Annotated in this window: 24 protein-coding genes and 1 pseudogene; 12 read left to right on the plus strand and 13 right to left on the minus strand. The window is 72.5% G+C overall.

The window, feature by feature from the left end:
* Positions 1-42: 42 nt before the first annotated feature.
* Both Nocox_RS17115 and Nocox_RS17120 read left to right on the plus strand, forming a co-directional pair.
* Entirely contained in the window at positions 43-498 is a 456-nt protein-coding gene (locus Nocox_RS17115; RefSeq protein ID WP_020547766.1) for a helix-turn-helix domain-containing protein, read from the plus strand.
* Positions 495-1,151, plus strand: coding sequence for an IS630 family transposase (locus Nocox_RS17120; RefSeq protein WP_020547765.1), 657 nt, complete (start codon positions 495-497; stop codon positions 1,149-1,151). The genes Nocox_RS17115 and Nocox_RS17120 overlap by 4 nt, the downstream gene beginning before the upstream one ends.
* Here the strand turns inward: Nocox_RS17120 and Nocox_RS17125 are convergent.
* Both Nocox_RS17125 and Nocox_RS17130 read right to left on the minus strand, forming a co-directional pair.
* Complete coding sequence (locus Nocox_RS17125) at positions 1,130-1,678, minus strand: hypothetical protein (protein ID WP_020547764.1); 549 nt, start codon at positions 1,676-1,678, stop codon at positions 1,130-1,132. The genes Nocox_RS17120 and Nocox_RS17125 overlap by 22 nt on opposite strands.
* Before the next feature lie 238 nt (positions 1,679-1,916).
* Positions 1,917-2,492 (minus strand): TetR/AcrR family transcriptional regulator, encoded by a 576-nt coding sequence (locus Nocox_RS17130; RefSeq protein ID WP_020547763.1) that lies wholly within the window; start codon positions 2,490-2,492, stop codon positions 1,917-1,919.
* Between the two features lie 117 nt (positions 2,493-2,609).
* On the opposite strand from Nocox_RS17130, the gene Nocox_RS17135 reads away from it, so the two are divergent.
* On the plus strand, positions 2,610-3,536 hold the full coding sequence (locus tag Nocox_RS17135; RefSeq protein ID WP_020547762.1) for an SDR family oxidoreductase: 927 nt from the start codon (positions 2,610-2,612) through the stop codon (positions 3,534-3,536).
* Positions 3,537-3,589: 53 nt separating this feature from the next.
* Here the strand turns inward: Nocox_RS17135 and Nocox_RS17140 are convergent, their stop codons facing one another.
* On the minus strand, positions 3,590-4,759 hold the full coding sequence (locus tag Nocox_RS17140) for an RNA-guided endonuclease InsQ/TnpB family protein (RefSeq protein WP_219495628.1): 1,170 nt from the start codon (positions 4,757-4,759) through the stop codon (positions 3,590-3,592).
* 303 nt (positions 4,760-5,062) lie between these two features.
* On the opposite strand from Nocox_RS17140, the gene Nocox_RS17145 reads away from it, so the two are divergent.
* From Nocox_RS17145 to Nocox_RS17160, 4 genes are read left to right on the plus strand one after another with little or no spacing between them, the layout of a single operon-like run.
* Positions 5,063-6,352 carry an alpha/beta fold hydrolase gene (locus Nocox_RS17145; protein WP_026215207.1) on the plus strand — a complete coding sequence of 430 codons (1,290 nt, stop codon included), beginning with the start codon at positions 5,063-5,065 and terminating at the stop codon, positions 6,350-6,352.
* A gap of 30 nt (positions 6,353-6,382) precedes the next feature.
* Positions 6,383-7,540: an NAD(P)/FAD-dependent oxidoreductase gene (locus tag Nocox_RS17150; RefSeq protein ID WP_020547415.1), complete on the plus strand. Its 1,158-nt coding sequence runs from the start codon at positions 6,383-6,385 to the stop codon at positions 7,538-7,540.
* Entirely contained in the window at positions 7,537-8,007 is a 471-nt protein-coding gene (locus Nocox_RS17155) for a (2Fe-2S)-binding protein (RefSeq protein WP_020547416.1), read from the plus strand. Before Nocox_RS17150 ends, Nocox_RS17155 begins: the two co-directional genes overlap by 4 nt.
* Positions 8,000-9,454 (plus strand): FAD/NAD(P)-dependent oxidoreductase, encoded by a 1,455-nt coding sequence (locus Nocox_RS17160; protein WP_033411402.1) that lies wholly within the window; start codon positions 8,000-8,002, stop codon positions 9,452-9,454. Before Nocox_RS17155 ends, Nocox_RS17160 begins: the two co-directional genes overlap by 8 nt.
* Positions 9,455-9,725: 271 nt before the next feature.
* Here the strand turns inward: Nocox_RS17160 and Nocox_RS17165 are convergent, their stop codons facing one another.
* A complete protein-coding gene (locus Nocox_RS17165; protein ID WP_020547418.1) occupies positions 9,726-10,103 on the minus strand; it encodes a helix-turn-helix domain-containing protein in 378 nt (125 codons plus the stop codon).
* A gap of 204 nt (positions 10,104-10,307) precedes the next feature.
* Positions 10,308-11,189, minus strand: a complete 882-nt coding sequence (locus tag Nocox_RS17170) for an alpha/beta fold hydrolase (protein WP_020547419.1) — start codon at positions 11,187-11,189, stop codon at positions 10,308-10,310.
* A 161-nt stretch (positions 11,190-11,350) separates the two neighbouring features.
* On the opposite strand from Nocox_RS17170, the gene Nocox_RS17175 reads away from it, so the two are divergent.
* Positions 11,351-13,207, plus strand: coding sequence for an ABC transporter ATP-binding protein (locus Nocox_RS17175; RefSeq protein ID WP_033411396.1), 1,857 nt, complete (start codon positions 11,351-11,353; stop codon positions 13,205-13,207).
* Positions 13,208-13,313: 106 nt separating this feature from the next.
* Here the strand turns inward: Nocox_RS17175 and Nocox_RS17180 are convergent.
* From Nocox_RS17180 to Nocox_RS17190, 3 genes and pseudogenes are all read right to left on the minus strand, one after another.
* A pseudogene (locus Nocox_RS17180) lies at positions 13,314-13,880 on the minus strand (SAM-dependent methyltransferase); the annotation flags it as partial.
* Between the two features lie 85 nt (positions 13,881-13,965).
* The gene (locus tag Nocox_RS17185; RefSeq protein WP_020547422.1) at positions 13,966-14,970 is read right to left on the minus strand and encodes a TerC/Alx family metal homeostasis membrane protein; all 1,005 of its coding nucleotides are present in this window, start codon (positions 14,968-14,970) and stop codon (positions 13,966-13,968) included.
* Positions 14,971-15,174: 204 nt separating this feature from the next.
* Positions 15,175-16,401 (minus strand): IS630 family transposase, encoded by a 1,227-nt coding sequence (locus tag Nocox_RS17190; protein ID WP_219495557.1) that lies wholly within the window; start codon positions 16,399-16,401, stop codon positions 15,175-15,177.
* Between the two features lie 75 nt (positions 16,402-16,476).
* On the opposite strand from Nocox_RS17190, the gene Nocox_RS17195 reads away from it, so the two are divergent.
* Positions 16,477-16,791: a hypothetical protein gene (locus Nocox_RS17195; RefSeq protein ID WP_246649703.1), complete on the plus strand. Its 315-nt coding sequence runs from the start codon at positions 16,477-16,479 to the stop codon at positions 16,789-16,791.
* A gap of 92 nt (positions 16,792-16,883) precedes the next feature.
* Here Nocox_RS17195 and Nocox_RS17200 read toward each other — a convergent pair whose 3' ends face one another.
* The 3 genes from Nocox_RS17200 to Nocox_RS17210 all read right to left on the minus strand — a co-directional run bounded on the left by Nocox_RS17200 (position 16,884) and on the right by Nocox_RS17210 (position 18,479).
* Positions 16,884-17,354: an SPW repeat protein gene (locus Nocox_RS17200; protein WP_157383424.1), complete on the minus strand. Its 471-nt coding sequence runs from the start codon at positions 17,352-17,354 to the stop codon at positions 16,884-16,886.
* Positions 17,355-17,436: 82 nt separating this feature from the next.
* The gene (locus Nocox_RS17205) at positions 17,437-17,817 is read right to left on the minus strand and encodes an STAS domain-containing protein (protein WP_020546844.1); all 381 of its coding nucleotides are present in this window, start codon (positions 17,815-17,817) and stop codon (positions 17,437-17,439) included.
* On the minus strand, positions 17,814-18,479 hold the full coding sequence (locus tag Nocox_RS17210; RefSeq protein ID WP_020546845.1) for a DUF1345 domain-containing protein: 666 nt from the start codon (positions 18,477-18,479) through the stop codon (positions 17,814-17,816). Before Nocox_RS17210 ends, Nocox_RS17205 begins: the two co-directional genes overlap by 4 nt.
* 179 nt (positions 18,480-18,658) lie before the next feature.
* On the opposite strand from Nocox_RS17210, the gene Nocox_RS17215 reads away from it, so the two are divergent.
* On the plus strand, positions 18,659-19,588 hold the full coding sequence (locus Nocox_RS17215; protein WP_020546846.1) for a glycerophosphodiester phosphodiesterase: 930 nt from the start codon (positions 18,659-18,661) through the stop codon (positions 19,586-19,588).
* 8 nt (positions 19,589-19,596) lie between these two features.
* Here the strand turns inward: Nocox_RS17215 and Nocox_RS17220 are convergent, their stop codons facing one another.
* Positions 19,597-20,064 (minus strand): adenylyltransferase/cytidyltransferase family protein, encoded by a 468-nt coding sequence (locus Nocox_RS17220; RefSeq protein WP_020546847.1) that lies wholly within the window; start codon positions 20,062-20,064, stop codon positions 19,597-19,599.
* A 209-nt stretch (positions 20,065-20,273) separates the two neighbouring features.
* Between Nocox_RS17220 and Nocox_RS17225 the strand changes: the two genes are divergently transcribed.
* Positions 20,274-20,741: an ATP-binding protein gene (locus Nocox_RS17225; protein WP_020546848.1), complete on the plus strand. Its 468-nt coding sequence runs from the start codon at positions 20,274-20,276 to the stop codon at positions 20,739-20,741.
* Between the two features lie 34 nt (positions 20,742-20,775).
* Here Nocox_RS17225 and Nocox_RS17230 read toward each other — a convergent pair whose 3' ends face one another.
* Positions 20,776-21,747: a helix-turn-helix transcriptional regulator gene (locus Nocox_RS17230; protein ID WP_020546849.1), complete on the minus strand. Its 972-nt coding sequence runs from the start codon at positions 21,745-21,747 to the stop codon at positions 20,776-20,778.
* Between the two features lie 202 nt (positions 21,748-21,949).
* Here Nocox_RS17230 and thrS point away from each other — a divergent pair, with 202 nt between their 5' ends.
* The gene (thrS, locus tag Nocox_RS17235) at positions 21,950-23,137 is read left to right on the plus strand and encodes a threonine--tRNA ligase (protein WP_020546850.1); all 1,188 of its coding nucleotides are present in this window, start codon (positions 21,950-21,952) and stop codon (positions 23,135-23,137) included.
* Positions 23,138-23,152 lie beyond the last annotated feature (15 nt).

The following is a 23,152-nucleotide window of genomic DNA, read 5'->3' on the forward strand; positions in this document are numbered from 1 at the left end:
GATCTCGGGCGGTGAACCCGTCAGGCTGGCTGCTTTCACAACATGGAGGTGGTCGTGGCTCGCCGACCGGAGGTGTTCGTCCGGCCGCTGACGATGGAGGAAGGCCGCAAGCTGCAGCGGATCACGCGTAATGCGAAGGATCCGGTCAAGCTGCGGCGGGCGATCGGGGCGATGATGTCCGGCCAAGGCCAAAGCGTTCCGGACATCACCTCGTTGATGCAGGTCAGCGACGACTACGTGCGCGATGTCATCCACGCTTTCAACGAGCGGGGGTTCGACGCGCTGGACCCAAAATGGAGCGGGGGCCGTCCACCGGCGATCAGTGAGCAGGTGCGTGAGCACATCTGCCTGATCGCCACGACGGCCCCCACCGAGTGGGGCATCGAAGGGATGTCGACCTGGAGCCTGCGCACCCTGGCCGAGCACCTCATCGCGCGGGGTGTCGTGGCGGCGATCAGCCGTGACATCTGCGGCGGATCCTGCGCAAGGGCGGGGTGAGCTGGCAGACCACCACGACGTGGAAGGCCTCCACCGACCCGCACTTCAGCGCCAAGATGCAGCGCGTGCTGGAGTTATACGATCACCCACCGGCCGACGGGCGGGTGATCTGCGTCGATGAGTTCGGCCCGTTGAACCTAATGCCACGCAAAGGTAAGCGCTGGTGGCCGGCCCGCTCGCCGGCGCGGTTGCGCGCCACCTACCACCGCTACCACGGCGTGATGCAGATGATCGCCGCACTCGACCTGGCCACCGGCAAGCTCTACTACCGCATCCGCACCCGCAAGCGCTGGCGGGAGTACTTGTCCTTCCTCAAGACGCTCCGCGCCCGATGGCCTGGCGAGAAGCTGTATGTGATCGCCGACAACTACTCCCCGCACAAGCATCCTCAGGTCCGCTCCCGGGCCGCGGCCAACGATGTCGAGCTGGTGTTCTTGCCGACCTATGGCTCGTGGCTGAACTGGATCGAGTCCGAGTTCGCCGCCTTGCGTTACTACGCGCTCAACGGCACCGATCACCGCAGCCACGACGAGCAGAACGCGGCGATCGGCACGTACGTGCGCTGGCGCAACGCCCGAGCCCAGCCCAAGACGAACTCCGCAGCCAGCTCACCCATCAGGAGCTGGACCAGTTACCCGTCCAAGGTTGCGTGAGGGGCCTGGAAATACTGAATGCGCTGCTTCAGCAACCAACGCTCGACATCCTCATCCGTGGCATCGACATACGGCTCTTCGGCCAGACGCTCTAGGAGTTCGTCGCGCTCCGGATGATCACTTGCCGCCACCATCGACCGCACCGCGACCACACCACCAGCGAGAACAGCCCACAGATCCAGACCCATCTCCGTGTCGAAGTTAGCGATCTTCGCGCTCCACTGCAGCCAGGCATCATCCACGCAGCGATGCTCTGCCAGCAACAACATGCCGAGTCTCAGCCCGTCGGACACACCCCAGAACTGTTCAGCTTCCCGAATATCCTGCTGCAGCAGGAACCTCAGCAAAGCCCGATCAGCGGCCCGCGGATCGAACAGAATCGCAGCCAACACCGCCGCACGACGTTCGGCGTTGGCGTCCCAGGTGTCGTCATCCTCGGCGGGGGCGAAGCCCAGACCGGACCAAGACTCCGGGTCAGCCCGCAGGACATCCAGCAACTGCCGACTCTCCGCATCAGGCTCATTCATCGCGCGTCATCCTAGGCCCTGGAAGCCAATGGGCAGGATGCCAGCCCACTCTGAGATCTAAGAGTCTGTCCAGCTTACGCTTATGGCTGCGCCTCCCCAGGAGGGCTTAAGCCCTGGGAGCCGGCCGACGGGTCCACCGCCCGAGATCGATTACCCGACTAACGTTCGGTGACGAGCCACTAGCGCGGCCCTTCTCCCCGCCACCCGTCCGGAAGCTCCGGGCGGGTGGCGCTCGCGTTCACGGGCCCGGCGTGCCCGCCGTCACGGCCCTCAGCTCGGCGAACGCCTCCCGCATCGCCTGCCGCAGGTCCGCCTCGCCGGGCTCGTCCGTCCAGCGTTCAAAGGCGATCTTGAAGACCGCGATGCCCGCCTCGGCGGCGAGGCTTGCGGCCGGCTCGCCGACCCCGCGCTCGCGCAGCGCGCCGGCGAGTGCCCTGGCGAGCGTGGCCAGCTTGATCAGCTCGCGCTCCCGCAGCTCGGCGTGGGCGAGGATGATCGCCTGACGCCTGCGGGAGCGCTCGTGGCGCTCCTGGAACAGCGGCCCGGCGGCGTCGAGCGCCGCCGCGACCGCCTCCAGCGGCCCGGCCGAGTCGGGCGCGGCGGCGACGGCCGCCGTCAGGCGCTCCTCCAGCAGCTTCCCGCCGCCGAACAGCACCTCGCGCTTGTCGGCGAAGTGCCGGAAGAACGTGCGCTCGGTGAGCCCGGCGCGCCTGGCGATCTCCGCCACCGTCGTCTGCTCGTAGCCGCGCTCGCCGTACAGCTCCAGCGCGGCCTCCTCAAGCCGGCCGCGCGCGTTCGGCTCCCATCGCCCCATGGCCCGATCATAGTTGATGACAGTTACTGACATCGCGGGCTATCCTGCTGATGACAGCAACTGACATCAGTCGGGGGCGGCGTCAGCCTGCCCGCCGGCTCTCCCGGAGGTCTTCTCATGCGTGTCTTCGTCACCGGCGCGTCCGGCTGGATCGGATCCGCCCTCGTCCCCGAGCTCATCGGCGCGGGACACCAGGTCATCGGGCTCGCCCGGTCCGACGCCGCGGCGGACGCGCTCGCCGTGGCCGGCGCGGAGGTCCGCCGGGGCGCCCTCGACGACCTCGACGTCCTGCGGGACGCCTCCGCCGCCGCCGACGGCGTGATTCACCTCGCCTTCAAGCACGACCTCGCCTTCAGCGGCGGCTTCGAGGCCGCCGCCACCGCCGACCGGCGCGCGGTCGAGGTCATGGGGGAGGCGCTGGCGGGCTCCGGCCGGCCGTTCGTCCTCGCCTCCGGCCTGCTGGGGCTGCTGCCCGGCCGGGTGTCCACCGAGCGGGACGACCCGCCCGCGGACAGCGTGCCCGCCGGCCCCGCCGTCCGCTGGGAGACCGCGCGGCTGACCGTCGCGCTCGCGGAGCGGGGCGTACGGTCGATCGTCCTGCGGCTGCCCCCGACCGTGCACGGCGAGGGGGACCACGGCTTCATGGCGTCACTGGTCGGCGTCGCCCGCGACAAGGGCGTGGCGGGCTATGTGGGCGACGGGTCCAACCGGTGGCCGGCCGCGCACCGCCTCGACGTCGCGACGCTCTTCCTGATGGCGCTGGAGCGGGCCCCCGCGGGGTCGGTGCTGCACGCCGCCGCCGAGGAAGGGGTGCCGTTCCGCGCGATCGCCGAGGTGTTCGGCCGCCACCTGGGGCTGCCGGTGGCCTCGATCCCCGAGGGGGAGGCGGGCGCGCACTTCGGCTGGCTGGCCGCCTTCGCCGGCACGGACGCCCCGGCCTCCAGCAAGCTGACCCGCGAGCTGCTCGGCTGGCGGCCCGTACGGCGGGGGCTGCTCGCCGATCTCGACGAGGGACACTACTTCCGGTCAGCTTCTCGGCCGTGAACGACCGAGCTTGCAGCTCCTCGCCGTCGATGGCTTCGACGGTCCGGTCCGCGTCAGGCAGCGTGACTCACTGCCCAGCCCGTCTCACCGCGTGAGGCGATGTTGCGGGCTGCGTTGACGTCGGCGTGCTCAGCGAAACCGCACGACGTACATCTGAAGGTGGCCTGGTCAGGCCGGTTGCGCTTGTCCACATGCCCACAGCGCGAGCACTGCTGTGAGGTGTAGGCCGCATCCACGAGAATCACGGCCACTCCTGCCAGGACCGCCTTGTAGGCGATGAAGGCTCCGAGCTGGTGGAAACTCCAGGAATGCAGCGTGACCCGCTGGGGCTTGCGAAGCCGTACCCGTTCGCGGATGCCCTGGAGATCCTCCAGAGCGATCCCGCGCCCGGTGCGTTCTGCCTCGGTCACGATGCTCTTGGCGATGACGTGGGCGACATTCGCGGCGAACCGCGCCTCGCTACGACGCCGCCGTTTCAGCAGCCGCTTGGCGGACTTGGTCCGCTTGGCCTGCAGGCGGCGGCGAAGCCGGCGATGACGGTGGCGGACCGCGTTCAGGCCCTTGCCGCGATGACGGACCCCATCGGAGGTGGTGGCGATGTTGGCGATGCCCAGATCCACCCCGACGAAGCCGTCCGGTTCCGATGGCGGCCGGTCGGCCACCTCGACCGTGGCATGCAGGAACCACATCCCGTCCCGGCAGATCAGATCCGACTCACCGCGTCGATGGACGGCCAGCAGCGCCAGTTGCCGCGCCGAGCCGGTGAAGGTCACCCCTTTCAGCCGCCCGGCGGTCGTCCAGATCGACACCGTCCGCGCGTCATGCTGCCAGGACAGGCACCGGTCGTCATACGGCTGGGCCGCCGGCGACCGGAAGGAGATCGGCCGGGCTTCGATGGCGGCCCGGCGCGGCGATCCGGGCTTGCCCAGGTGCCCGGCGGCCAGGTTGGCGTGCAGGGTGCGATAGGCGTCGCACACCTTCTTGATCACATGCTGGGCGGCCTGGGCGGCCGGCCCGAACTCGGCCTTGATCCGGTCGTAGGTGTGCTTGCGCAGGTCGAAGTTGCGGAAACAGTGGTGCTGGAACGCCAGTGCCGCGACCAGATTCGCCGCTCGGTTGGCGGCGTCCAGCGTGGCTTCCAGCGCCGCCGCCTGCTGCGGCGTCGGCAGGAGCTTCACCTGCACCACCAGTTTCACAATCGAACAAACTATCAGCAGGTCCATCTCGCCGCGCTGGAAACCCGGTTTCCGGCGGGGTCGTAGCGTGGTCAGCGCGACTGCTGCGCAAGGAGTTTCCGGCCCACAATCGCCGGTATCTGTGGGGCGGCCCCGCCGCAGGACGCGGCGAGATACGGGCAGGCTGAGCCGTCCACAGAGACCGACCGTCAGAGCACCGCTCGGGCCTGGAGGGCCTCCCGGGCCGGCGTCTCCTGGCGGGCGTGAACCTCCGTCGTTCCACGGCAGATCATGCTAAATCGCGGGTGGTGGCCTTGGCAGCCGCCGCGCCTGCCTTTAATGTTCGGTGCAATGCCACACATTACTTACATCATGCCGGGCGTCCTCGTACGCGAGCACGTGACCGCCGTGCCGCTCGACTGGTCCGACCCGTCGCGGGGCGAGATCGACATCTTCTTCCGCGAGCTGGCCGACCCCGCGCGGGCGCGCGAGGACCTGCCGTGCCTGGTCTACCTGCAAGGCGGCCCCGGCGGGAAGGGGCCGCGCCCGCTCACCGCGGACGGCTGGCTCGGCCAGGCGCTGCGCACCCACCGCGTGATCCTCATGGACCAGCGCGGCACCGGCCGCAGCACCCGGGTCGACGGCCGCAGGATGAGCGCCTTCGCCACCGCCGAGGAGGGGGCGCGCCACCTCGCCTGCTTCCGTGCCGACGCCATCGTGGCCGACCACGAGCACGTACGCAGGACGTTCTTCGGCGGGCGGCGCTGGAGCACGCTCGGTCAGTCGTACGGCGGGTTCCTCACGCTGACGTACCTGTCGAACGCGCCAGAAGGGCTGAGCGCCTGCTACGTCACCGGCGGCCTGCCCGGCCTGGACCCCTCCGCGGCCGAGGTCTACCGGCGCACCTACCCCCGCGTCCAGGCCAAGAACGAGGAGTTCTACCGCCGCTACCCCCAGCACGCCGGGACGGCCGCCCGCGTCGCCGACCGGCTCGCCGCCGGCGACGTGCGGCTGCCCGACGGCGACCCGCTGACCGTGCGGCGGCTGCAGTCGCTCGGCGTCGACCTCGGCATGAAACCCGGCCACGAACGCCTGCACTACCTGCTCGACGAGGCGTTCAGCGGGGACGAGCTGTCGGCGACGTTCCTGCACCAGGTGCTGGCCCGCACCTCCTACAGCGACAACCCGCTGTACGCCGCGCTCCAGGAGAGCATCTACGGCCACGGCCCCGGCCCCACGGGATGGGCCGCCGAGGCCGAGCGGGCCCGGCACCCGCGCTTCGCGGAGGACGCCAGGCCGCTGCTGTTCACCGGCGAGATGATCTACCCCTGGATGTTCGAGGAGATCGCCGGGCTGCGGCCCTTCCGCGGCGCGGTCGAGCTGCTGGCCGCCCGCCCCGAGTGGCCGCCGCTCTACGACCACGACCGGCTGGCCGCCAACGAGGTCCCGCTCGCCGCCGCCGTCTACTACGACGACATGTACGTCGACGCCCACCTCCAGCTCGACACCGCCGCCAGGATCGGCAACACCCGCTGCTGGGTCACCAACGAGTACGAGCACGACGGCGTCGGCGACCCCCGCGTCCTCGGCCGGCTCAGGGAACTGGTCCGCGACATGGGAGGAGAGCTCCCCGATGCGTGACCGCGGCGGCGCGACCGCTCAGGAGCGGGCATGAGGGCCGATCTTGTCGTGATCGGCGCGGGCGTGGTCGGCGCCGCCGCCGCCTACTTCGCGTCGCTGGCCGGGCTGCGGGTGGTCGTCGCCGAACGCGGCGCCATCGCCGGCGGCACCTCCAGCGCCGGCGAGGGCAACCTGCTCGTCTCCGACAAGGAAGCCGGGCCCGAGCTCGACCTCGCCCTCTACGCGCAGCGCGTCTGGCGCGAGGACCTGGCCGAGCACGCCGGGCTGTGGGAGTTCGAGTCCAAGGGCGGCCTCGTCGTCGCCGGGTCGCAGGCGAGCGTCGCGACGCTGCGCGAGCTCGCCGTCCACCAGCGCCGCCACGGCGTCGAGGTCCGCGACGTCCCCGGGGACGAGCTGCGCGCGTACGAGCCGCACCTGTCGCCCGGGCTGCGCGGCGGCGCGTTCTACCCGCAGGACGCGCAGGTCCAGCCGATGCTCGTGGTCGCCCACCTGCTGCGCCTGGCCCGGGGGCTCGGGGCGCGGGTGCGCACCGGGGCCGAGGTGACCGGGTTCCTGCGCGACGGCGGCCGGGTGACGGGCGTGCGCACCACCGCCGGCGACGTCCACGCGGGCGCGGTGCTCAACGCCGCGGGCACCTGGGCGGGCGGCGTGGCCGCGCTGGCCGGGGCGCACCTGCCGGTGCTGCCGCGGCGCGGGTTCGTGCTGGTCACACAGCCCATGCCGGCCCGGACGATCCGGCACAAGGTGTACGCCGCCGAGTACGTCGGCGACGTCGCCAGCTCCGACGCCGCGCTCCAGACCTCGCCCGTGGTCGAGGGCACCGGAAGCGGCACGATCCTCATCGGGGCCTCGCGCGAGCGGGTCGGGTTCGACCGCACGGTGTCCACGGCGGCGATCGGTGCGCTCGCGGCCAAGGCGATCGCGCTGTTCCCCATGCTGCGGGACGTCCGCGTCATGCGCACGTACCTGGGGTTCCGCCCCTACTGCCCCGACCACCTGCCGGTCATCGGGCCCGACCCGAGGGCGCCCGGCCTCTGGCACGCCTGCGGCCACGAAGGGGCGGGCATCGGGCTGTCGGCGGGCACCGGCAAGCTGATCGCGCAGGCCCTCACCGGCGAGCGGCCCGACCTTGACCTCAAGCCGTTCGCGCCCGAACGGTTCCCGGAGCCCGAGGAGGTGCTCTCATGACGTACCGCATGACCTTCCGCGGCGCCGCCGTCCCCGCCGAGCCGGGCCAGAGCGTCGGCGCGGCGCTCGTCGCGGCCGGGATCCGCGACTGGCGCACCACCCGCAGGGGCGGCCGGCCGCGCGGCCTGTTCTGCGGCATCGGCGTCTGCTTCGACTGCCTCATCACGGTGAACGGCATCCCCGACCTCCGCGCCTGCCTCACCCCGGCCGCCGACGGCCTCCACCTCACCCCCACCCCCGAGACCCCCACCCGTGAGGACCCCACCCCCGAGGACCCCGCCCCCGAGGACCCCGCCCCCGAGGGCGCTGCTGCCGAGGGACCCGCCCCCAAGGACGTGGCCCCTAAGGACGTGGCCCCCAAGGACCTCGCCCCCAAGGACGTGGCCCCCAAGGACGCCGCCTCCGCGGACCCTGCCCCCAAGGGCACCACACTCGGTGGTGGCGAGATGGGGCGTGGGCATGCGTGAGTATGAGGTGGCCGTGGTCGGGGCCGGGCCGGCGGGGCTGGCCGCGGCGGTGGAGGCGGCCGAGGCCGGGCTGCGGGTCGCGCTCGTGGACGCCGCCGCCCAGCCCGGCGGCCAGTACTGGCGGCACTACGACGAGCGCCACGCCCGCCCCGCCGACCGTACGGGCCACCACGACCTGCGGACGTTCACCCGCCTCCGTGGCCGCCTGCGCGCCCTGTCCGCCGCCGGCCTGATCGACCACCTCCCCGGCCTCCAGGTCTGGCTGATCACCCGCGCCGCCGGCGGCGCCTTCGTCCTCCGCACCACCCCGGTGGCCGGCGCGCCGGGCGAGACCGGAGTCACGGTCACCGCCCCCGCGCTGATCCTGTGCCCCGGCGGCTACGACCGCCAGCTCCCCGTCCCCGGCTGGGACCTGCCCGGCGTGATGACCGCGGGCGGCGCGCAGGCCCTGCTCAAGGGCCACCGTACGACGGCCGGCCGGCGCGCCGTCGTCGCCGGCACCGGCCCGTTCCTGCTGCCGGTCGCGACGGGCCTGGCCCGCGCGGGCACCGAGGTGGCGGCCGTCGTCGAGGCCAACGCCACCCTGGGCTGGCTGCGCGACCCGGCGGGCGCGGCCTCGGCCCCGGGCAAGGGCGTGGAGGCGCTCCAGTACGCGGCGCTGATGGCCCGGCACCGCATCCCGTACCGGACCAGGACGGCGATCACCGAGATCCTCGGCGAGGACCGGGTGGAGGCGGTCCGCGTCGCCCGCGTGGACCGCGAGGGCCGCCCGTACGGACCGGCCGACGAGATCCGCGCCGACCTCGTCGCCCTCGGCTGGGGGTTCACCCCGTCGATCGAGCTGCCGCTCATGCTCGGCGCCGACGCCCGCAAGGACGTGGACGGCTCGCTCGTGGTGTCCGTGGACGCCCTGCAGCGCAGCAGCGTCCCCGGCCTGTACGTGGCCGGCGAGGCGACCGGCGTCGGCGGCGCGGCACTGGCCGGGCAGGAGGGCCGCCTGAGCGCGCTCGCCCTGGCCCGCTCGCTGGGCCGTCCGGCCGATCCGGCGTTGATGGTCCGGTTGCGGGCCGCGATCGTACGGGGCCGCCGCTTCGCCGCCGCCATGCACCGCACCTACCGGGTGCCGCCGGCGTGGACCGGCTGGCTGCGGGACTCGACGCTGGTCTGCCGCTGCGAGGAGGTCTCGTACGGCGAGCTGCGCGCGGCGCACGCCGAGCTGGGCGCCGCGGACCCCCGTACGCTGAAGATGCTGGCCCGGCCCGGCATGGGCTGGTGTCAGGGCCGGGTGTGCGGCTTCGCCACGGCGGGCGTCGCGGCGTGCCTCAGCGGACGCGAGAGCACCGCGGACGACCTGCGACCGATGTCCACCCGCCCGATCGCCGCCCCGGTGACGCTGGGCGAGCTCGCCGCGCTGGCCGACGACGGGGCGGGGGAGAGCGGCCCCTGACGCCGGGCCGGCCCCGTTCCCGGCCGGCCCTGACGGCGGGCCGGCCGGCACCGCCTCCGTCGCCCCGGCCGGAGGCGGTGCCGGCCGGGGCGACGGAGCACGGGCGTCAGCCGCAGTGCTCGAAGGGGCTGGTGTAGGAGCTGGAACGGGGGACGCCTGAGGCGTCTCTCGCCTTTCGGTGCCGGAGTGACAGCCGGTAAGGCAGAGGATCAAGAAGATATCCGTGAGAGATGTCCTCGCTCAACGCCCGCGCGCTCGCCCGGCGCCGTTCTCACCGGCCGGGCCCGGGCTCCTCCACGTACCGCAGCGTGACGGTCAGCTCGATCGCCGTGCCCGAGGCGGCCCTGGTCAGGGCGCCCAGCTCGGCCGCCTCCAGGCCCAGCGCCTCGGCGAGCAGCCGTAGGGACGTGGCGCGCGGCCGGCTCAGTGCGTCCGCCTCCACCCGGCGCACCGTGCGCACGTTCAGCCCCGCCCGCTCCGCCAGCTCCTCCTGGGTCAGCAGGGACCGTTCCCGCCAGGCCCGCAGCAGCGCGCCCAGCACCGGTTCCGCTCCCGTGGGAACCGGCGCCCCGCCGTTCCGCTCGCGCGGCGGCAGGTCCTCGTCCTCCCTGGCCGGTGCGGCCACGGTGATGTCCGCCAGCACCCGCATAGGCTCTCCTCCTTCCGGACGCCGGCACGGTGCCGGCCGGACCCCACTCTTCGGCGCGCCCGGCCGCGCGGCAACGGCACCGGCCGTCCGTGTCCTGATCCCTGCGAACGCTGGCCGAAATCCGCGCGGCCGGCCCGTCGTGGCGCCGGCCGCGCGGATCGTCGTCGCCCTCCGCGCCGCCCGCCGGCGGCTCCTACGCGGGTTTCAGCAGGTCGCAAGCGTCTTCCGCAGCGCCTCCCCGAACGCCGCGGGGTCCGTGCCGAAGCCGCCGTGGTCGCCGGGGAACGGGGCGATCTCCGCGCCCAGCCGCTCGGCCACCAGCCGGGTGGCGCGCGCGTACGGCTCGTCCTCCGCCGTGGCCGCGCCGAGCGCCGGCACGACCCGCACCCCGGCCGCCCGGACCGCGGCGAGGTCGGGGACGTGGCGGGAGAAGTACGGCGCCTCGTAGCCGATGAAGAACGTGGCGTTGCTCGCCAGGCGGCCCATCATGGCGATGATCTCCGGATCCGGCTCGCCCTCGGGGGCCTCACCACCGGCCGGGCCGCCCTCCTGGCCGGCGTCGGAGCCGCCCTCCGGCGCGCCGTCCAGGCCGGCGGCGAAGAGCCGGTGCGCGGCGTCCGGGCCGTCCTGCCGGAAGGTCTTCTCGACGTCCAGGAACAGGGCCCGCCACCGGTCGCGCTCGGGCAGCAGCTCGAACAGGGGCGGCTCGTGCGCGACCAGCGCCCGCACCAGCTCGGGACGGCGGGCCGCGAGCTCCAGGCCGATCGCCGCGCCCGAGCTGTTGCCGAAGACCAGGGCCGGCTGCTCCGGCGTCACGCCGGCCGCCACCAGCAGCCGGGCCGCGTCGTCGGCGTGCACCTCGACGCTCTGCGCCTCCGGCGGGCCGTCCAGGGGGCTGCGCGAGTTGCCGCGCCGGTCATAGGTGATCACGGTGTACCGGTCGGCAAGGGTCGCGGCGAGGGCCGAGAAACCGGCGGCGTCGTACACGCCGCCGCAGATCAGCAGCAGGATCGGGCCCGAGCCCCTGACCTCGTGGTACAAGGTCGCGCCGGGCGTCGTGAGCGTGCCGGTCCTGATCGCTTCCATGGTGTCTCCTCAGGAGTGGACGGTGTCCTCTTCATGCGGCAGTCGGCGCCGACGCCGGGTTCTCGACATCCGCGGCGGCTTCTTCCTGACGGAAAATCGTTGGCTCCCGCCGTGAGCGCTGCGGCAGCATGACAGGGCGGCGTCGGCATTCGGGAGGGCGGATGGCTGTGCTCGGATCACTCGCGGGCTCCGGAGAGCGATCGTCCGCACGAAGATCGGCGGTCCTGCTCGCGCTGCGCTACTACTGGAACGAACTGCGCCGGCAGTGGCCGGTCGCGCTCCCCGCGCTGACCCTGCCCGCCGTCGGCAACATCTGCCTGTTCTACCTGGCGCCGCTCGCGGTGGCCGGCCTGGTGGGGCACCTGGCGGGCGGCGGGGACGGGTCCGTCGAGTCGCTGCTGCCGTACGTCGCCGGCTTCGCGGGGATGCTGCTGGCGGGCGAGGTGCTGTGGCGGGTGGGCCTGCACTTCCTCAACCGCACCGACGCCCGCGGCATCGAACGGCTCGGCGTCGTCGGCATGGACGAGCTGCTGGCCAAGGACGCCGCGTTCTTCCACAACAACTTCGCCGGTTCGCTGACCAAGCGGGTGCTGGGATTCTCCTCCAGGTTCGAGGAGTTCGCCGACACGCTCACCTTCTCGATCATGGCCAAGGTGGTGCCGCTGGGCTTCGCCTCGGTGGTGCTGTGGCAGTACCACCCGCTGCTGGTCCTGGTGCTGGTGGGCCTCATCCTCGTCACCGGCTTCCTCGTCGCCCCGCTCATCCGCCGCCGGCAGGCGCTGGTCGACCGGCGCGAGGCCGCCAAGGTGCTGGTGTCGGGGCACGTCGCCGACGTGCTGGCGAACATGGACACCGTGCGCGCCTTCGCCGCCGAGGACCGTGAGGCCGCCGAGCACCGGGCCAGGGTCGCCGAGCAGGGCCGGGCGTCCCTGCGCTCGTGGGACTACGGCAACCTGCGGGTCGACACCGTCGTCGCGCCCCTGTCGGTGCTGACCAGCGCCGTCGGCCTCCTGCTCGCCGTGGCGCTGCGCGGCGGGCTGGGCGTGGAGGCGATCGTGGTGACGTTCACGTACTACACCAACACGATCAGCATCATGTTCGAGTTCAACCAGATCTACCGGCGGATCGAGAGCGTGCTCACGGAGGCCGCGCAGTTCACGGAGCTGCTGCTGGACCCGCCGACCGTGGTGGACCCGCCCGAGCCGCAGCCGCTGCGCCCGGCCGACGCGGGCGTGCGCTTCGAGCGGGTGCGCTTCGGCTACGCGGGCGGCGACCCCCTCTTCGCCGACCTGGACCTCGACATCCCCAGCGGCACCAAGATCGGCCTGGTCGGTCAGTCGGGCGGCGGCAAGACCACGCTCACCCGGCTGCTGCTGCGTCTCATGGACGTCGACGGCGGCCGGATCCTCGTCGGCGGCCAGGACATCTCCCGGCTGCGCCAGGCCGACCTGCGGAGCCTGATCGCCTACGTCCCGCAGGAACCCGCGATGTTCCACCGCACGGTCCGCGACAACATCGCCTTCGCCCGGCCGGGCGCCACCGAGGCCGAGATCCTGCGGGCGGCGCGGGCGGCGCACGTCACGGAGTTCGTCGAGGCCCTGCCCGAGGGCTTCGACACGCTGGTCGGCGAGCGGGGCGTGAAGCTGTCCGGCGGGCAGCGCCAGCGCGTCGCGCTCGCCCGCGCCATCCTGCGCGACGCCCCGATCCTGCTGCTGGACGAGGCCACCAGCGCCCTCGACTCCGAGAGCGAGATCCTCGTCCAGGAGGCGCTGTGGCGGCTCATGCAGGATCGTACGGCGATCGTGGTCGCCCACCGGCTGAGCACGGTGGTCAGGATGGACCGGCTCGTCGTGCTCAACCGGGGGACCATCGTGGAGCAGGGCTCCCACAGCGAGCTGCTGCGGGCGCAGGGCCCCTACGCCCGCCTCTGGAGCCACCAGTCCGGCGGTTTCCTGCCCGAGGACGACGCCTCCGACGGCATCCAGGAGGCGCGGGCGGGCCGGGAACTCACGGCCTGAGCGCCGTGGCCCCGTGAGGTCAGGTGAAGGGCGGGCCGGCGGCCTCCGCCGGTCGCATGGGGTCAGGCCAAGGCAGGCTTGCCGCCCGCGCCGGCCGCCGTGCGGGTCAGGCCGGGGCGGGTTTGCGGGCCACGCCGCACACCGCGCTCACCACCGCGCTCACCACCGCGCTCACCACCGCGCTCACCACCGGGCCGGCCGCCACGGGCGGCTCGCCCGTGCCCGCGTCCGGACGCCATTCGGGCGTCGGCACCACGCCGGGCTCCACCGGCTCCAGCAGCCGGGCGACGACGTCCTCCGGGGCGTCGTCGTCGGTGAGCTGCCCGGCGACGCTCAGCATCATGAGCGCCACCGGCTGCGAGAGGTCGAGCGTCCGGGCCGCCTGCTCCAGGATGAGGCCGGTGTCGCGGACGTCCGCGTGCACGTACGCCGTGGTGCCCTCCGGTGCGCCGGCCAGCAGGGCGCGGGCGTGCGCCAGCACGACGGGATCGTGGTCGACGTACACGACCCGTGACCCGGGCGCGAGGGCCTGCGCGACCTCATGGGTGTTGTCCGCCGTGGGCAGCCCGCTGCCGACATCCAGGAACTGCCGGATCCCGGCCTCCAGCACGAGATGGCGCACGGCCCGGATGAGGAACGCGCGCTGCGTGCGGGACCGTGGTGTCGACCTCGGTCCAGGCGTCGTGCTCGCTCATCGGCCGCTCCCATCCCGTCATGATCCGGAACGGGTTCCAGGGCATCACGGGAGGGAGGGGCGGTCAAGCCTCGTCGGCCTGCGGCGGAGGCGGGACGCGTTCGGCCCGCAGGCTGGTGATCGTGACGGTGAACAGGACCGTGACGATGACGCCGAGCGAGGCCGCCGTGGGGATCTCCGGCACCCACGCCCAGATCCCGTGCGCCCAGTGCAGCACCAGCTTGACCCCGATGAAGGCCAGGATGACGGCCAGGCCGTAGTTGAGGTGGCGCAGCCGGGCCAGCGCGCCGCGCAGCACGAAGTACAGGGCCCGCAGGCCGAGCAGGGCGAAGGCGTTCGTGGCGAAGACCAGGAACGGGTCCTCGGTGACGCCGTAGACGGCGGGCACGGAGTCGACGGCGAAGACGATGTCGGTGGCGAAGACCGCCACGGTCGCCAGCGCCAGCGGCGTGATCGCGGTCCTGCCGTTCTCCCGCACCAGGAGCCGGAAGCCGTGGTAGCGGGGGGAGACGGGGACGAGGCGGCGCAGCAGCCGCACACTGCGCATGGAGTCGATGTCGACCGCGTGCGCCTCGCCCTTGCGGGCCTCCCTGAGCACCTTGACGGCGGTCACGATGAGGACCGCGCCGAACAGCAGGAACGCCCACGTGCCGCTCTTCAGCGCCGCCGCGCCCAGGGCGATGAAGACCGCCCGGAGCACCAGCGCCCCGATGATGCCGTACAGCAGCACCCGTTGCGCCAGCTCGGTGGGCACCGCGAAGGCGGCCAGCAGCAACATGAACACGAACAGGTTGTCCACCGACAGCGACTTCTCCACCACCCAGCCGGTGAAGAACTCGACCGCCACGCCCCCGTCGAACGCGGCCCACAGGTAGAAGCCGAACAGCACCGGCAGCACCAGGTAGAACACCGACCAGCCGACCGCCTCGCGCATCCGCACCTCGTGCGGGCGCCTGGTCAGGACGATGTCGACGACCAGCAGCAGGAGCAGCGCGGCGACGGTGACCGCCCACAGCGTGAACGACGCGATGGTGCTTCCGCTCGCAGCCGAAAGTGTCCCCGGGGACATGGAACCTCCTCGAACGTGACTCAACCGTTCGAGGTCTCCTTCGCCCGGGGGTGACGGGCGGCCGTCCGGGGACGCTCAGGTACGTCCGTACTGACCGGATCGGCGCTTGCGAAGTACTCCCCTCGCCACGCTGAGCGTAGACCAGATTCGGACGTACCTGAACCTTCCCGGCCTAAGTGGTTCGCGCTGTAAATCCTTCTGGGGTTATGCGGCGGGGTTCAGTACGGCAGGCTGATGGTCGCAGCCGGTGGGCTGCTGGGAGTTGCGCTCTTTCTGTTCGTGTCGCTCGATCCGGGCCAGCAGGTCCTCGAGGTCGGCCGGGGTGAACTTCCATCTGAAGGGCCGGGCGGTCTCGTTGTAACGACGCTCGAAGGCGATCAGCCGGTGTTCGACCTGGTCAAGGCTGGTGAAGTCGTTGGGTGTGACGACTTTGCGCTGCACGATGGAGAAGTAGATCTCGATCTGGTTGAGCCACGAGGCATGCACGGGCGTGTGCACCATGACCGCGTTGGGGAAGCGTGCGGTGAGCCGGTCGGCGGCGGCTTTGCCACGATGGCTGGAACCGTTGTCGACGATCCAGAACACGCGCTTGGCCGAGGCGTAGGGCTCTTGGGTCATGACCTGGGTGACCAGGTCCATGAACGGGACGATCCCGGTCTTGGCCGAGCAGCGGCCGAACACGCGAGCGGCGTGGACGTCGTAGGCGGCCAGGTAGGCCAGCGCACCACCGCGCTCGTAGTCGTGGTTGACGCGCATCATCCGTGCTATGCCCGGGGGCAGGGTGGGGTGGCAGCGGCAGCGGGCTTGAATGGAGGTCTTCTCATCGGCGCTGATGACGTACTCATCGTCGCCGAGCGCAAGGTCGTCCCAACGGCGCGCGTATAAGTCGAGCACGCGAGCAGCCTTGTCGGCGAAGTGAGGGTCGCGGATGAAGATCCACGATTGATGCCGCCACGGTCTGAGCGTGTCCTCGGCCAGAATCCGGCGCACCGTGGAGGCCGAGATCGCCGCTGCCAGGCTGCGGGTGACGGCCTCGCGCGCCAGTTCGGGGCAGCTCCAGCGCGACAGCGGCGCGCCGGTCTCGGCCGGGAGTTGGCAGGCCAGTGCCTTGATCTCGGCGCGCTGGAGCGGGCTGAAGGCAGGTGGCCGGCCGGAGCGGGGCCGATCGGTCAGGCTCTTGATGCCATCCTGGCTGCGGTAGCGTCCCCGCCATAACCGCACGGTGTCCACCGTCACCCCGCGACGCTGGGCGATCTTGTTGTTGGAGTAGCCATGCGCGGCATCCAGGATGATCTGGACTCGGACCACGAGCTGGTAGGCAGCGGTGTGGGAGTAGGCGATCTTCTTAAGCCGCTGCCGTTCGGCGGCGGTCAGCGTGATCAAGCGAGCGCGACAGCGGGGCACCGAGATCTTTCTCCAGTCGATCTTCACGAATGACCCGCCGACTTTGCCCGGCATGTGCCAGTGTGTGCACGCCTGACACGCCTGCACGGCAAGATGGCGGTCATGCCCGCGATCCCCGCCTCGACCAAGACCTCGCTGGACCAGCGGCTCACGCTGCACGCCAACGAGCACTGGCCGCAACTGGTCACGGTCCACGTGCGCTACCACGGCCAGTTCGCCTACGTTGAAGGACAGCTCACCGACGGCGGCACGCTGCCCCTGATGCGGCTGCGTTACGGGGGCTCGGCCACCTACTGGGGGCTGGCCATCCACACCCCCAGCAACGACCGCTACGAGGCCGCACCCTGGTTCAGCGGCACCCCTCAGGACGCCCTGGACCTGGTCTGCGATCTCTACGTCACCAGCATCGACTCCTGACGCTGAAGCACGATCAGTCTCGGCCCGTCAACCCCCGAGAGACTTCCAGGCGGCACCACTAAGTAACGGCCGGAAGAGCGGTCGCGCGGCCGTCACATGGTGGGCCGGGTCCCGTCCACCCGCGTGGCCGGACCCCGCCCCCTGAAGTGGCGGCTCGCCGCCATCCCGGCCGCGGCCAGGCCCATGAGGGCGATCCAGATGCCGACGACGACGTTGTTCAGCACGGCTCTGCCCGGGACTGCGCCGCCGTACATGACCCAGGGCGCGATGATCGTCCAGAGGCCGATGACCGGCGCCACCCAGATCAGCCCGTGCGTGCGCCCGTAGGCCGTGGCGAAGCCCACGGCGAGGGCCGCCACCGCCAGGCCGGTGACCAGGTTGCTGACGGTCAGCCGGTCGAGCTGGGCGAAGCGCGCCACCCAGGGCGAGATCGCCAGATAGAGCCCGGCGAGCAGGGCGAGGCCGTCGAGCGCCTGGAACCCGGCCCGGCAGGCCGCCTCCTCGTAGTGCTGCCGCGTTTCCGCCATGTCGGGACGCACCCGCGTCCCCGATGTTCGCACCATCGTGCACCGCCTTCCTGAAATGCGCGGACCTCGGTGCCTAACGCCCCCATACCCCTGGTGAGGGGCCTATTCAAAGGAGCGTTCAAAGGAGCGGGCCGTCCTCCAGCCGCCGTACGGCCTCGGCCAGCGTCGGCTGGATGTCGAGGAACCGGTCGAGGCCGCGGTCGCGGAAGATGCGGCGGGGGAGCGGGCCGACGCCGAAGACGACGAGGCCGCCTCCGGCCGTCCGCACGTGCCGCTCGGTGGCCAGCAGGACGGTCAGCCCGTACGAGTCGGCCGAGGTCAGGCCGCTCAGGTCGATCGCCAGCAGCGGCGGTTCGCGCACGGTCAGCGCCCGGGCCAGCGCGACCTGCAGGGCGGGACAGGTGTCGAGGTCGAGCGGCCCGCGTACGGTCACCACGACGACCCGGTCGCCGGTCACGCGGTCGCCGATCTCCAGCCGGCCGCCGGCGGACGGGCTCATCGGCCCACGCCCGCGACCAGGTTGATGGTGAGGGCCAGGATGACGGCGCCGAACAGGTACGACAGCAGCGCCTGGCGCAGCACCGCCGCGCGGAACGCGGGGGTGTTGAGCTCGGTGTCGGAGACCTGGAACGTCATCCCCACGGTGAAGGCGAGGTAGGCGAAGTCGGTGAAGCGGGGCTGGGCGTCCGGGTCGTGGTCGTGGAAGTCCACCCCGCCCCAGGGGTCGGGGGTGTAGAACATCCGCGTGTACCGCAGCGTGAAGATCGTGTGCACCACCGCCCACGAGACCACGACGCTGGCCACGCCGACCCCCACGTGCAGTACCAGCTCCGCCGGGGTGTCGGCCTGGACGACCAGGTAGGCCACGGCCACCAGGCTGGCCACCGCGGCGACCAGCACCGCGAGGTCCGCCCCCGCCCGTGACGGGTCCTCGCGCGCGACGTCGGCGGCGGTGGCGGGGCCGTCGAGCCGGCCGATCCGCCACCAGGTGGCCGTGAGGAAGGAGAGCGCCGCGGCGTCCCAGCCGATGAGCGGCACGAAGGACGCCGGCACGAGGGCCGCCGCTCCGGCCATGACGACGATCCCGATCACGGCGGCGATCTCCGAGGTCCGCCGCGCGGCGGCCCCCATCAGCCCGGTCACCCGCTTCCGCCGCACCACCTGGGATCCCTCCGCTCGCTCGTCGCGTCGTGACCAGGCTAGCGCCGCACGCAGTCCCGGATGATCTCCCACGAGGGCCGGGTCATGAAGACTTGCCCGTCCGTAAGGGGGTGATCACCCTATTAACGGGCACAGCCTGCATGTCCGACATAACTTTGCGTAGTGGGTGAAGGATGGAGATGTACCGCTCCTTCGGCATTGTCGCCGCATATCTCACCGGCACGGTACTTCTCGCCGGCGCGGCGTGGGCCTCGCCGGCGAGCCCGCCGAACCGGGTGAACCTGACGAAACCGGTGCGCCTGGCGAGCCCGAACCTGGCGAGCCAGGCGAACCTCATGCGGCCGCCGAGGCGGCCGCACTTCGCGCGGGCCGAGAACATCGCGCACCGCGCGGGCTCCGGCCAGGCGCCGGAGAACACCATCGTCGCCTGCGCCCGCGCCGGCGCCGCGGGCGCCGACCTGTGCGAGTTCGACGTCCAGCAGACCAAGGACCAGCAGCTCGTCCTCATCCACGACGAGACGCTGGCCCGCACCACGAACGTCGAGCAGGTGTTCCCCAACCGCCGCCCGTGGCGCGTCTCCGACTTCACCCTCGCCGAGATCCGTCGCCTGGACGCCGGGTCGTGGTTCTCGCCGCGCTACCGCGGCACGCGCGTGCCCACGCTCGGCCAGGCCCTGGAGCTGCTGGACAAGGGCGGGGCCGGGCTGCTGCTGGAGGTCAAGCACTCGCCCCGCAGCCCCGGCATCGACCGCCGGGTGGCCGCCGAGCTGCTGGAGAACAAGGACCTGTGGCAGGGCCGGCGCCTCGCGCTCCAGGCCTTCGACTGGCAGGCGATGCGGACGCTGCACCGCATGGTGCCCGACGTCCCCATCCTCCTGCTGGGCGTGAACGGCAAGCGGCTGTCCGAGGTGGGCGACTACGCCAGCGCCCTCGTCCTGCCGCAGGCCAGGCTCACCGAACGGCAGGTGCGCGAGGTCAAGGCGCACGGCCTGCGCGTCTACACGGGCCCGACGGACCGGCCCCGGGCGCTGCGCCGCCTGCTCTCCTACGGCGTGGACGGCATCATGACAGGCGTGCCCGCCCGCCTGCGGAACGTGCTGCGCGAGTGAGGCGCGGCTCAGCCCTTGCCCGCGGCGTTGACGATGCGGGTGGTCGAGCGGCCGGGGATGGCCTCCATCTCCCAGCAGTCGGCGCCCAGGATCGCCGCCGCCGCGGCGCGCGCCCCGGCGTGCGGGTCACCCGCGGTGTGGGCCAGGGCGCGCGGGCTCATGGGGGCGAGCAGGTCGATGTAGTCCTCCGGGCCGTGCGCCTCGGGCGGCCCGGTCACGATGAAGACGCCCGCGACGAACCGGAGCGCGGCCAGCACCTCGGCGCGCTCGGCGGCGGGGTTGAGCGGGCGGGTCGGCCCCTTCCACGCGCGTACGCGGGGGTCGTCCTCGACGCCGACGACGAGCGGCAGCCCGCGCGACGCCACGGCGCCGAGATAGCGCACGTGGCCCACGTGCAGGATGTCGAAGACCCCGGTGACCACCGCCGCCCCCGTCCGGTCGTACGGCTGCACCCAGACGGCCTCCAGGCTGCTCACGCGACCTCCTTCGCTGCCCTGCCGGCCTCGGCGGCTCTGCCCCTGGGCCTAGACGACTCGTCGATCGCAGCGTACTCGGTCGCTTCCGCGGACCGTGCAGGTGACCATGGGAAAGTGCATTCCTACCTTTTGGCGAGGCTCCGGGAGGCGGGCGCGGCGCGTCTCATAACGCCGCCCGGGTTCGGGCTCGATCATGGGGGAGGTCGCTGATGCCGGACTTTCACCGCGTCAACGGGGGTGTCGACGGGGGTGCCGACGGCGCTGACGCGCCCGCCCCCGGCGACCTCGTGGTCCAGTTGCCGGGTGCTCCCTCCCAGGTGGCGAGGGCGCGGGGGATCGTCACCGACGCGCTGGGCCGCGACCATCCGCTCCACGACGACGTGGTGCTGCTCACGAGCGAACTGGCCACGAACGCGGTCCTGCACACCCGGTCGGGGGCCGGCGGCTCGTTCACGGTGAGCGTGACGAGCTCGCCGTCGGTGGTGCGGGTGCGCGTGGAGGACGCCGGGTCGGACGGGCCGCCGTGCGTGTGCCGTACGGGGGCGCAGTCGACCAGCGGGCGCGGCCTGCCGCTCATCGAGGCGCTCAGCCACCGCTGGGGGTTCACCCGCGAGAACGGCTCGACGACGGTCTGGTTCGAGCTGCTGCAGGCGGGCGTCGCGGCGGTCGCGGTCTAGCGCGGCCACCGGCTCGTCCGGCACCGGGCGCGGCTCACACGTCGAGGCGGCACAGTCCTTCGGCGAGCGCCTTCGTGGTGAGCCTGGTGCGGCTGTCGCAGCCCAGCTTGGCGAAGATGTGCTCCAGGTGCGTGGTCACCGTGCGCACACTGAGCACCAGCGCGGCGGCGATCTGCGGGTTGGAGTCGCCCGCCGCCACCCGGGTCAGCACGTCCACCTCGCGGCCGGTCAGCTCGTACGGCAACGCGCACGGCCGCTCCCCGGCCACCGCCCCCTGGAGCGCCCCCTGGAACCCGACGCCGGCCCGCAGCAGCCGCAGCTCGTGCCAGCGCCCGCCGCCGTCGAGCCACAGGCCGTGGCGGCTCAGCTCCCGCGAGTCGATGAACGCGCGCGCGTAGGCCGCCACGGCCGGATCGTCCCAGAGCGCCGGCGACGGCTCGCGCCCCGGCACCTCGCGCCGGACGCCGAGCCGGTCGAACGCCACCGCCCGGAAGCCGGGCGGCAGGCCGACCGGGTCGATCACGCAGCGGCTCAGGTCGGTGAGGTGCGCGAGCAGCGGGCTGACGGCCGCCACCACGGCCCCCGTCCGCCCGGGGAACGTCTCGCGGGTGGCCAGGTGCAGCAGCCCCGTGTAGCGGCCCTCCGGCAGGAACAGCGGCGCGGTCAGGCCCGCCCGCCAGCCGTAGGGGGCGAGGTGGCGGCGGAAGTAACGCTCGGTGCAGGGCTCGGGCATCGGCACGGGGGAGCGGGTGGCGCGGGCGCGGCGGTAGGCCTCCAGCCCGGCGTACTCCTCGGCGGCGTCGCGGTCGATCTGCCGGTGGCCGTCGGAGACGACGCTGTGATGGCGCCCCGTGGCGGGGTCGAAGGCGACGAACTCGTAGGCGTCGAGCGGAACCACCCTGCGCAGCGCGGCCATCGCCCCGTGCGCGTCGCCGCCGCCCGCCACCTGGTAGCCGACCTCCGCGAACGCCCGGAGATGGCGGACGTCCAGGGTGATCTCGGCCACCGCCCCTTTATATCATTCGCCAATCCTGGAGATCCTGTTGAAGATTATTTTCAGCGGACTCGGGATGTTACGGTGGATCCGTGCAGCGCGCTCACGTCCTCGCCACGACGACGCCGGACCTCGTCCCGGCGCGCTGACTCCATGCTCCCGGGCGAACGCCCGGGACCGCTGGTCGTTCGCCCTTTCCCGCGAAAGGATGATCATGAACGACCACCGCAGACTCGGCCGAGAGCTCGGCATCTTCGACACCGACCCGCTCATCGGCTCCGGCCTGCCCTACTGGCTGCCCGCCGGGGCCGCCCTGCGCAAGGCCGTCGAGGACTACGTCCACGAACTCGAACGCCGCAACGGCTACCGGCACGTCAACTCGCCCGTCCTCGGCAAACGCGAGCTCTACGAGCGATCCGGCCACTGGGCCCACTACGCCGAGGACATGTTCCCGCCGATGAACGTCGGCGGCGAGGAGTTCGTGCTGCGCCCCAGCCTGTGCCCGCACCACGCCATCGTCTACCGCTCACACCAGCGCAGCCACCGCGACCTGCCGCTGCGCCTGGCCGAACTGGGCGGCATGTACCGCTCCGAGCCGTCCGGCGTGCTCGGCGGCCTCAGCCGGGTGCGCGCCATCCAGCTCAACGACGGCCACGTCTTCTGCCCGCCCGAGCACGCCGCCGCCGAGGTGTCGGCCGCGCTCGACCTCATCGGGCAGGCCCACGCCAGGCTCGGCGTCGGCGCCGTCCGCTACCGGCTGTCGCTGCGCGGCGAGGGCGGCAAGTACGTCGACGACCCCGCCATGTGGGCCCGCTCCGAGGCCCTGCTGCGCGAGGTCCTGGCCGGACGCGGCCAGGACTACGACGAGGAGCCCGGCGAGGGCGCCTTCTACGGCCCGAAGATCGACATCCAGATCACCGACCCGGCCGGCCGCGAGAGCACCCTGTCCACCGTCCAGGTCGACCTCTACCAGCCCGCCCGCTTCGACCTCACCTACGTGAGCCCCGAAGGCCCGCGACGGCCCGTCATGGTGCACCGCAGCGTCGTCGGCGGCCTCGAACGCCTGGCCGCGCACCTGATCGAGGTGCACGCGGGGGCGTTCCCCGCCTGGCTCGCCCCGGTGCAGGCCGTGGTGCTGCCGCTGTCGGACGCCGAGCTGCCCGCCGCCGCCGAGCTGCTGCGCCGCTGCCTGGCCGCCGGGCTGCGGGCCGAGCTGGCGCCCGCCGACCGGGGCAGCCTCGGGGCCAGGATCAGGGCGCACCGGCTGGTGCCGTACCAGCTCGTGGTGGGGCCGCGCGAGGCGGCGGCCGGCGGCGCGTCCGTACGGCTGCGCGACGGCGGCCAGGCGGGGGACGTGCCGGTCGAACGGCTCGCCGCCGAGGCCCGGCCGTTCGTCGGATGATCTGCCCGGCCGCCG

Source organism: Nonomuraea coxensis DSM 45129 (assembly GCF_019397265.1).
Lineage (GTDB): Bacteria > Actinomycetota > Actinomycetes > Streptosporangiales > Streptosporangiaceae > Nonomuraea > Nonomuraea coxensis.